At 65.0% G+C, this 9,939-nt stretch carries 9 protein-coding genes and 1 pseudogene; 9 read left to right on the top strand and 1 reads right to left on the bottom strand.

All coding sequences use genetic code 11. The features are described from left to right. The first annotated feature begins 338 nt into the window (after positions 1–338). The 7 genes and pseudogenes from AC1DVI_RS31765 (at position 339) to AC1DVI_RS31735 (ending at position 7,538) form a co-directional block, all read left to right on the top strand. Positions 339–1,850 carry a pyridoxal phosphate-dependent decarboxylase family protein gene (locus tag AC1DVI_RS31765; protein WP_476961372.1) on the top strand — a complete coding sequence of 504 codons (1,512 nt, stop codon included), beginning with the start codon at positions 339–341 and terminating at the stop codon, positions 1,848–1,850. Then, positions 1,844–3,388 carry a phenylacetate--CoA ligase family protein gene (locus AC1DVI_RS31760; protein WP_476961371.1) on the top strand — a complete coding sequence of 515 codons (1,545 nt, stop codon included), beginning with the start codon at positions 1,844–1,846 and terminating at the stop codon, positions 3,386–3,388. Before AC1DVI_RS31765 ends, AC1DVI_RS31760 begins: the two co-directional genes overlap by 7 nt. A gap of 55 nt (positions 3,389–3,443) precedes the next feature. After that, the gene (locus AC1DVI_RS31755) at positions 3,444–3,932 is read left to right on the top strand and encodes a hypothetical protein (RefSeq protein WP_476961370.1); all 489 of its coding nucleotides are present in this window, start codon (positions 3,444–3,446) and stop codon (positions 3,930–3,932) included. Between the two features lie 68 nt (positions 3,933–4,000). Next, positions 4,001–4,810: a hypothetical protein gene (locus AC1DVI_RS31750; protein WP_476961369.1), complete on the top strand. Its 810-nt coding sequence runs from the start codon at positions 4,001–4,003 to the stop codon at positions 4,808–4,810. Further along, complete coding sequence (locus AC1DVI_RS31745; protein ID WP_149167586.1) at positions 4,807–5,247, top strand: hypothetical protein; 441 nt, start codon at positions 4,807–4,809, stop codon at positions 5,245–5,247. Before AC1DVI_RS31750 ends, AC1DVI_RS31745 begins: the two co-directional genes overlap by 4 nt. A gap of 594 nt (positions 5,248–5,841) precedes the next feature. After that, positions 5,842–6,024 (top strand): annotated as a pseudogene (locus AC1DVI_RS31740) (integrase core domain-containing protein); the annotation flags it as partial. A 242-nt stretch (positions 6,025–6,266) separates the two neighbouring features. Then, the gene (locus AC1DVI_RS31735) at positions 6,267–7,538 is read left to right on the top strand and encodes a GAF domain-containing sensor histidine kinase (RefSeq protein WP_476961368.1); all 1,272 of its coding nucleotides are present in this window, start codon (positions 6,267–6,269) and stop codon (positions 7,536–7,538) included. Positions 7,539–7,574: 36 nt separating this feature from the next. Here the strand turns inward: AC1DVI_RS31735 and AC1DVI_RS31730 are convergent, their stop codons facing one another. Further along, the gene (locus AC1DVI_RS31730; protein ID WP_476961367.1) at positions 7,575–8,756 is read right to left on the bottom strand and encodes an HD-GYP domain-containing protein; all 1,182 of its coding nucleotides are present in this window, start codon (positions 8,754–8,756) and stop codon (positions 7,575–7,577) included. Between the two features lie 507 nt (positions 8,757–9,263). On the opposite strand from AC1DVI_RS31730, the gene AC1DVI_RS31725 reads away from it, so the two are divergent. Then, positions 9,264–9,524: a hypothetical protein gene (locus tag AC1DVI_RS31725; RefSeq protein WP_149167583.1), complete on the top strand. Its 261-nt coding sequence runs from the start codon at positions 9,264–9,266 to the stop codon at positions 9,522–9,524. Positions 9,525–9,643: 119 nt separating this feature from the next. Further along, positions 9,644–9,939 (top strand): CoA transferase (locus AC1DVI_RS31720; RefSeq protein WP_476961366.1); only part of this gene is annotated, 296 nt, incomplete at its 3' end.

Here is a 9,939-nt window from a genome sequence, read left to right as displayed (position 1 = left end):
CCGGTTCTCGCTTCGGATCCCGCCTCAGCAATCGCTGTTCAGGCCAGAAAAGCGTGTCGTTCTGGCGTCATCAACCGAAACGGCGACCCACTACATATAGATGGGCGGCTTCACGCAACTTCATTACCTTTGCATTCCCGGTAGTGACGTTACACATTATTCAATACATACGCAACCGCGATTCCTCATATGCTTGAGTCATTCTCTTCTCTGCAATATGGTCTGCACCAATGGCCCGTCATGAGTTAGGAATAATACTTATGTATACTGCTTCCTTATCAAAGCGGCCTCGCCCTTTGTCGATCAGCACGGTGAACTCCTCACCCGCTGAAGAGTTCATGAATGCCTTTGACGTGGAGAGCTTCAACACGGCGGTCGATATCGCCGCTGGCAAGCTTTCCGAACTGCTGGAAAGCGACGAGATCCAGGGGGTCGTCCTGGAAAGGCCGAACACCTTGCTGGCTGCCGCGCGGGCGCTGATGGTGGGGGCGAAAGACAGCTTCGACGCCAAGCGCTTCGCCGAAATCCTCGATCTCTACATCCGTACGGGCATCAAGGTGAATTCGCGGGGCTACATGGCCCGGCAGTTCTCCTCCGTCGTGCCGGTGTCGGCCGTCTTCGACATGGTCAGCGCCATGGCGCCGCAGCCCGCCTCCTATTACGAGGCCGGGCAGTTGGCGAACGTCGCTGACAAGCTCATCGCGGAGGAGTTCGGCCGCCTGCTCGGTTGGGAGCTTGGCCGCTTCGATATGGTGACCACCTCCGGCGCGTCGCTCGCCAACATGACCGCCGTGCTGGTGGCCCGCAACCGAAAATTGGGCGCCAGCTGGACCGACGGCGTGAGCGCCACGGGCCGTGGGCGGGGGCGCCCGGCCATCGCCTTCGGCGCGGAATCGCATTATTCGGTCAGCCGGCTCGCCGGGATCTTCGGCCTCGGCGTCGATCAGGTGGTCCGCCTGCCGCTGAACGACCGTCGGCAGATCGACATCAACGGCGCCGTGGCGGCCCTTGACGAGGCCAAGGCGCGCGGACTGGACGTTTTCTGCATTGTGGGCGCCGCGGGCACCACCTCCGTCGGCGCCATCGACCCGCTGGAGGAACTCGCGGCCGAGGCGCGCAAGCGCGATGCGTGGTTCCACGTGGACGCCGCGCACAACGGCGCGCTGCTCGTTTCCGACCGGCTGCGCCCGCGCCTGAAGGGGCTGGAACTGGCCGACTCCTTCTGCCTGGATGCGCACAAGACGCTGTTCGTGCCGGCGCTGTGCACCCTGCTGTTCTACCGCGACCCCGAAGCGGCCGGCGCTGCCTTCCCGGAAAAGCACAGCTACGTCTTCGACCCCGTCGAGGACGAGATGAGCCGCTTTCAGAGCGGCATCAAGAACTTCGAATGCACCAAGCGGCCGGCCATCCTGAACCTGTGGCTGGTTTGGGCGCTGTTCGGCCGGCGCTTCTTCGAACAGAAGTTGGACTATCTGGTCGATCTTACCCGGCAGGCGCACGACCATTTGGCTGCCCAGCCAGATTTCGAAGTCCTGCACCAGCCAGAATCCAACATCCTGTGCTTCGTGCATCGGCCCGCCGGACTGCCGGAATCGCAGCTCAGCACCTTGCAGCTGGCGTTGCGCGACCGCATCCGAGCGGAGGGGCGCTACTTCGTCTCCAAGGTGGAACTGGACGGTTCGACGGTCCTGCGGATCGTGATGATGAATCATCAGATCGGCCTGTCCGACATCGACGCCCTGACCAACGAAATCCGCCGGCACGCCCGCGAGATACGCCGCGACTGGGCCGGCGAGAGCACGCGCTACGACAACAAACCTCACATTTGGACGGTGGAAAAAACATGCTGACGCAGCAGGCGGACGCGGATCTTTCCGGGCAGGAGCTTGCCCTTTCGGTCATGCCGGACACGGTCTTGCAGCCCCGCAGCATCGACGACGTGCTGGCGCTGCCGTCCTTCCTGTCGGTGCTGCGGGACGCGGAAAGGCGGCTCGGCCGCACGGTGGACGAAATGCCGTCGGATGTGCAGAACGCGCTGGTGCAGCGCCGCCTGCGCCAGCTGGTGGAGATCGCGCGCGTCAACCCGCTGTGGCGCGCCCGCATCGACGGCGCGGCCGGCGCCGCGCCGGTCGACGGCTTCGAGGCCTTCCAGGCGCTGCCGATCACCGACAAGGACACCTTCCGCGAGCTGTTCACGGAAGCCCGCCCCGGCATGGTCGTGCCCATCGATCGCTGCGGATTCGAGATCGTGGCGAGCGGCGGCACGTCCTCCGGCAAGCCGTCGGAGACCGTCTACCCGCTGGACGAGTTGCAGGAGACCTACGCCTGGGCCGGCGCCTTCATGGGCCGGCACATGATGGCCCGTCACCTGCCGGGCGACGGCGCCAAGTGGGTCGCGACCACTCTGGCCGACTATCAGATGTGGAGCAGCGGCACCATGGTCGGCGGCGTGCTCCAGAAGATTCCCAGCGTCAACTACATCGGCGCCGGCCCGATGAGCAAGGACGTGTTCCAGCTGATGATGTCCTACCCCGGCCCCAAGGCCATCATGGGCATCACGCAGAGCATCGCGCTTCTTGCCGCCTTCGCCGACGGCCTGTCGCAGACCGCGCGGGAGAGCTTCCGTGTCGCGCTGTACGGCAGCGGCGTCCTGACGCCGAAGGTGCGCGCCGACCTGAAGGCGGGCTACCCGAACCTGTCGATCCTCAGCTATTTCGCAGCCACCCAGGCGGAGACCATCGGCCTGCAGCTGGATGCGGACAGCCCGCTGCTGACCACGGTGCCCGGCCTGCACCTGGTGGAGATCGTCGATGCCGACGGCCGCTGGGTGAAGGAGGGGGAAGAGGGCGAGCTGGTTGTCACCCGCCTGTTCGGCAACGCCGCCCCGTGCCTGCGCTACAAGGTCGGCGACCGGGTGATCCGCCGCGCCGACCGCAAGGACGCCGGGCTGAACGCTCTGCAGTTCGAATACGCCGGCCGCAGCGGCGACTTCATGCACATCGGCGATTCCCAATACGCCGCCCCGCAGGCGCTGGCCGGGATCATCGAGGAGTTCCGCCGCAACCAGGTGCTGGACATCGAGGCGGTCGCCACGGACCTGCAGTTCCAGGTCAACCGCGCCAACCGGGAGCTGCATCTGGTGATCGGCGTGCCGGGCGCGCAAGCGCTGGTGCCCCATGTGGCGTCCCGTCTGGGGCCGGAAGGGTCGGCGCCGCTGGTCATGGCCGGGCTGATCCGCTCCCTGTCCGTCTTCAACGGGCTGGAAGCCAATGAGGCCGCCTTGCGCCGCTCCGGCTACGGGTTCGGCATCCGCTTGGTGGAGCCCGGCGGCCCGGACCTCGTCCGCACCGAGGTGGGCAAGGTGCCGCTCGTCATCGACCGCGTTTGAGGCAACTCGCCGAACACCCGTCACGAACCATGATGCCCAGGCAAAGAGAGGCTCCATGTCTGTCTTGAACATACAAATCTTCGTGGATGTGATCGCCTTGCTGGTCGACAGCCCGGTCGAGGCGGCCGTCTTCCTGTACGACGACAGTCCGGTGACCAGCGCCGGCCGGGGGACGCCGCAGCTGCGCAGCCCCGCCTATCCCGGCCAGCTGGTGCGCTGGTCGCTGGCGCCCATCGACGTGCAGACGCCGGTCTGGCTGGACAGCCTGACCTTCGGCCCGCATCCGGCCGGCCTGCCCGATGAAGCGCAGATCCCCACGCCGCCGCGTCCGGATCCCATTTGGGCCCGGCGTTGGGAAGGCTACGTGCCCTGGGGGCTGCTCCCCGGAGTCGACTATCCCTACCGCCTGACGCTCGCCTTCGGCGGGGCGATCACGAGGCGGCTGATCATCGACGGCCCGTCTCTGGTGTATGCGCCGCCGCTGGCGGCCCAGGTTTCCGCCCAGGCCGCCTCCGCGGCCCAGGGGGCCGGCGCGGCTCTCTGATCGGCCTCCACAGGTCTGATCTGAAAAGGGCCCCGATCCGAAAGGGCCCGACTTGAAAGGGGACGAAGGTGCAGATTTCCATCGTCACGGTCATCGATGTCGAAGCGGCGCTGATCGAAGGCACGCTCGACAACAACGCGTACGTGGTGGACAACACGCAGAACTTCGCCGTTCCCGGCGACACGTCGGGCGAGCTGTCCACCCAAGTCATCGGCGTGCACAACGTGGACGGGTCGCAGGCGGCGGAAGCCGTGCTGAACTGGATCACCATCGGCGTGTCCGGCGTGCCGAACACGCTGCCGCGCGCCTTCCATCACCGCCACCGCGCGGCGGAAAGCAACGCCCGCCTGCTGACCGCCGTCAAGGCCGCGCGCACGCCCAACGCCATCGCCAAGCTGCTGGGCGACCACGAGAACGGCCAGCGCTCGCCGTCCCTGCATGTGCGCAACCGCGACGGCGAGGTGCGGACCCTGCACGGCACGGTGATGAACAGCCAGGGCGAGGCGGTGGACAAGTTCGACCTCGCCGCGGCCGGCAACCTGCCGCCGGTGGTCACCAACATCTACGGCCCGGCCGTGGACCAGGGCGTGATGTACCCGGCGCTCTACGGCTCACCCGACGTCTACACCGAGGGCTGGTACTGGAGCGCGTCGGTGGACACCAGCAAGGTGGGGCAGCACGTCTACAGCTTGGACGTCGTCCTGCACGAGCCGGTTGCCGAAAAGGGCCGCGTCCTGTGGGTGCCGCGCACCTTCACCCAGACATCCTCGATCACTGTGACCAAGGCCCTGAACGTCAATGGTTTCACCGGCTGCGTCGCTCCGGGCGTGTTGCCCATGGTGCCGGCGGCCTCGATTTGTGCGGGAGGCGCGTTATGAGACAGATCACCGTCCGCCTGGTCATCGACGTCGTCAGCGTGCTGGAGACGGAAACGGTGACCGGGCACCTCTTCATGTTCGACAACAACCGGCTGTACGGTTCTCTCGACCAGAACACCAGCCACCTTGCCACCGCCGTGGCGCCGGGGGACCAGATCATCTGGTCGGTGGTGCCCATCGAATGCGAGGCCTATGCTGCTTTGAGCGCGGTCGATGTGCCGGCCGATCTCGTCGAGGTGACGAAGAACACCTATCCCGGCACCAACGTCTCCTATTGGACCGGCGTGGTGAAGAAGCCGGTGGGCGATCTGCCCTACGGCCTCACCTTCGAACTCGGCACCAAAACCAAGACGATGAGCACGGACCGCACCTCCCGCCTGATCGACGGGAACGGGGTGCAGCGCTCGGGCGCGGAGACCTCGGAGATCGCAGCATGACCATGAAGCACACGCACGCGCAGCACGGCGCCGACCGCAATCCGGCGATCATGCTGGCGGCCACCCAGCTGAACATCGTCACCATCATCGACGTGGCCGGGGCCGTGCGCACCGACACGCTGGAGAACAATGCCGCGCTGTTGGACAACAGCGGCTCCAGCACCGGCAAGGGCACGTCGGATCTGCGCACCTACTGCCAGCAGGGGCAGGCGCTGAACTGGCTGGTCTACTGCATGGACCAGCAGAAGCGTCCCGACGGCACCTGGCCGCCCTTCGCCCGCATCTCCAACATCGTGTTCCTGCACGACGACGGCACCGCGCGTTCCAACCAGCTTTGCATCAACCTGAAGGTCTATGGCGGGCCGGACGCGATGCGCAGCCCCTGGACGCCGGTCTACTATTACTGGGCCGGCATGCTGCGCCCCGATCTGGAACCCGGCATCTACAAGTACCGCCTGATCATCGAATGCAGCACCGAGGACCCCGACAAGAAGAAGTATTTCGAACTGGACGGCCCGTCCCTGGAAGTCGTCGCCATGGATCAGCACGGCGTCTCCGACTCATACGGTCGGCGCATGAATGGTTCATGTTCGGTGGCGATCGATGAAATACGGGTGCGTGTATCTCCATGGCTTCGAGACCGGCAGCGAGGCCCGATCCGGGATCGGGCGCTGGATCGACGACTGCAACGCCGACCGACCGCACCCCGCGCTCGATGGCAGTACCCTGGCGGAGGCCTGCGAGGGCACACCCGACCGGATCGGATTGGCGGCATAACACGAACCTGAACCAAGTTCATCCCAGCCGCAAATCTGTCCGGGAAACGGGGACCATCTCAATTTTCTCAGAACGGAACCGACACCGAAAGGTTGCGATTTCCCAGGCGTCGGCCATCGATGGCGTTGGAGTTCCTGCTGCGAAAGCGGCTTCCATGCGCTATATTTCGGGCTATGAAGCGTTCGTACGCTTCTTCACGCCAATGAAGGTTGGTGTGGCGAACCGCCTGGGAACCGTGGCTGATGCCCGCTGCCGACACCGATGCCCTGCAACCGTCCGCCCTGCGCGACGCCGACCACCTGACAGCGATCGTCGATCTCAACGAACGCCTGTTCTTCGCCCGTGACGTGCCGACCGTGGTTACCATTCTCCGAACGACCGCGCGCCGCCTGACAGGCGCCGATGGCGTCACCATCGTGCTGCGCGACGGCGACCTGTGCCATTACGTCGAGGAGGACGCGATCAGTCCGCTGTGGAAAGGGCAGCGGTTTCCCATGGGCACGTGCATCTCGGGCTGGGCCATGCTGACCGGACAGCCGGCGGTCATTCCGGACATCTACGCCGATCCGCGCATTCCACACGACGCCTATCGCCCCACCTTCGTGCGGAGCCTCGTCATGGTGCCGATCGGCGCGCCCGAGCCAATCGCCGCCATCGGTGCGTATTGGGCGACGCGGCACACGCCCGACACGGGCACGGTCACCCTGCTGCTGGCGATCGCCCGATCGGCGGCCCTGGCGCTGTCCAACGTCCGCCTGCTTGAATCCTTGCAGGAGTCGGCCGAAGCCGCAAACGCGCAGGCCAGGGAACTGGCGCGGGCCAACGCGGCGCGCACCCGGCTCCTCGCGACGTTGAACCATGACCTGCGCCAGCCGGTCCATGCCCTGACCCTCGCCACCCACGCGCTGTCGTCCCGGGTGACCGCTCGCGGGGAAACCTACGTATCGACGATGAAGCACTGCCTGGGCGTTGTGAAGCGACTGATGGATGGCGTGCAGGATCTGGTGCGGATGGACGACGGCACGATCGCCGTCCGGATCGAAGACGTCCCATTGGACGATCTGATGACGCACACCGCGGCGACGTTCCAACTGGCCGCCGAAGCCAAGGGGCTTGACTGGCGCATGGAAGGGAGCGGCAGCGGCGTGACGGTGCGTACGGACCGGCTGCTTGCGTCGCGCATCCTCCACAACCTCGTCGACAACGCCATCAAGTACACCGACCGCGGGGAAATCCGGATCGTGTGCCGCACCGCCGGCGGCAAGGTGTGGGTCGACGTCTCCGATACCGGCCGAGGCATCCCGGAGAGTTCCCTGGCCGACATTTTCGAAGAGTTCTACCGCATCGAAGCCGGGGATGACGTCGTTGGCCTGGGCCTGGGCCTGTTCATCGTGAAGACGCTGGCGGATCACCTCGGCTATCCGATCACGGTGAAGTCCCGCCCAGGGACGGGAACAACGATCAGCGTCGCCCTGCCGCCGGCTGGTTCTGTCGCATCGTCCATCGGCGGGTGATCGGGAGCCCAAGCCCGAGGGAGCGTTTGGCCGGCGTCAGCGGCCGGGCGCGAGCAGGCCTGAGGGGGTGTCGCGGAACTGCTGCTGGATGGCCAGGATGGCGCTCATGTCCGAGAGCAGCGCCGCGACGCAATCCGGATCGAACTTCCGGCCCGCCTGCTCCCGGAGGAAACCCGCTGCGGCCTCGTTCGTCCACGCTCCCTTGTAGGGACGTTCCGACGTGAGCGCGTCGAAAACGTCGGCGACCGCGACGATGCGGGCTTCCAGTGGAATGGCCACGCCGGAAAGGCCGTTGGGGTAGCCGGAGCCGTCAAAGGCCTCATGGTGACAGCCCACCACATTGCGCAAAATGGCGGCGTGCGGTAGGGCGCCAAGGCCGTGGTCGTGAATCATCGCGTTGATGATGTCCAAGCCCTTGGTCACATGCGTTTTCATGACCTCGAACTCGTCCGGCGACAGCTTGCCGGGCTTGAGCAGGATGCTGTCCGGCACCGCCACCTTGCCGACATCGTGCAGGGGTGCGTACTGGAGCACGTACTCGATGAATTCGTCCGAAAGGCCGTGCTTCGACGCGATTTTCGCTGCAACAAGCTGGGCGTAGCGACTCATGCGGTTGAGATGAGCGCCGGTCTCCTCATCACGGTAGTGGCTGACCTCGAGTGCCGTGTGCACGGCCGCCAGCATGGCGCGTGTGCTGGTCATCTCGGACGCGACGAGCACGCCGATGACCCGCCGGTAGGGCATGAGTGCCGACACGACGGGTTCGGTGAAGAATCCCTCCCTCCTTGAGTTCAGGAAAAGGAAGCCATACAGGTCGCCTTGCCAGTGAATGCGGCTCACGCAGCGTGAGCGGAAACCCTGCTTGAGCAACCCGCCGCTCGGGCCGGTGGAACCGGAGGCTGACGCGATCGCATTGTCTATCCATGGGCGTCCCGTCTCGGCGACCGCCTGCAAAAGAGGATAATCACACAACCTGCCGGAGAGGGGATCGAACGGCCGTGGGCCGACATTGCTGTGGACGAACGTCCGGACCCGCTCACCCTTGGCATCGTAGGTCGCCACAGCGATCCGGTGCAGATGCTCCAGCCCGGGCCACTCGCGAATCTCCTCGTGCAACGACCGGAGCCGTTCCTCAAGTCCTCCGCTCTGCTCCATCCAAGGATCTTCGCTGAACCCGTAGACGAAACCGCCTACTGCCATTTGCCGCGCTTGGCTCAAAGAGCATCTCCTGGGTGGTATGACCTAAAAGCGAACTATCCGACAAGCCAGCAGTGGGGAGATCACGCCATCGGCCCGCTCTGTAGGTGTGGACGGTGGCTCAAGGACGGAGAACTCCATGGGGCGACCATTCCCCAGGAGGACATTAGTTGGCTTTGATTTGCGTCAAATTCGTCGCCCGAGACAGAGGGAGGATGACCGGAGCGGACCAGAGGTTGATCGCCTGTTTTCCATTCTCTCGAAGAACGTTTGGCGGGGCGATCGATGGGCATGCCGGTACCGTGCTCAAACCGAGGCCGGGCGCTGCAACCCAGCGATGAGACGGGGTGTTTGAGGGGGACCAGGTCCGCTCCAACTCCGCTTGGGCCGATTCACTGTCCCAAAATTCTTCTTGACCTCAAGTGAGCTTGAGGTTTTAGCCTGATCGCATTGGATCTGGCATGCCAGAGCCGATTGGAACACGGACCGCGACAGGCCGCGATCCCGAGCGCACCAAGGGAGGCGTGTGTGATCTCTCCGACATCCGTCAACTGGACCATGCTCAACACGCTGCGCGCGATGCCGGGTCCCGAGGCCACGACACCTCCGGTCTCGTTGCTGGCCATCACGAAGGCGGCAAGCTTGAAGCCGGCCGTTGTGAGGCCGGCACTCGGCGAGTTGATCAGGCAGGGTTTCGTCCAGGAATACGCAACACAATGCGGCAAACAATATGCGAGAACCGAAAAAGGTGATCAGCGGATTCTGGAAATAAAAGGCTGGCTTCGGTAGCCGCCCAGAGACCAACGGGGATCAACCATCCGCGTTTCCATTCCTGCTCGCTTCAACGACGAACGGTTTGGCAACGCCGCCAGGCTCCGTATGCCTGCGGCTCAACAGGGAGAGACGGCATGGGCAAGGCACTCGAGGGCGTGCGGGTTCTGGACTTTACCCACGTTCAGTCGGGTCCGACCTGCACGCAGCTTCTGGCGTGGTTCGGCGCCGACGTGATCAAGGTCGAGCGTCCGGGCGAGGGCGACATCACCCGCGGCCAGCTGCGCGACGTGCCCGAGGCCGACAGCCTCTACTTCACCATGCTGAACCACAACAAGCGGTCCATCACGCTGGACACCAAGAACCCGGACGGCAAGCGCGTCCTGGAGGATCTGGTGCGCATCTGCGACGTGATGGTCGAGAATTTCGCCCC

It is taken from the genome of Azospirillum sp. P4_B5, from assembly GCF_056402275.1.
The sequence above is the reverse complement of the archived record's forward strand: the minus strand, read 5'-3'. Positions and strand labels throughout refer to the sequence as shown.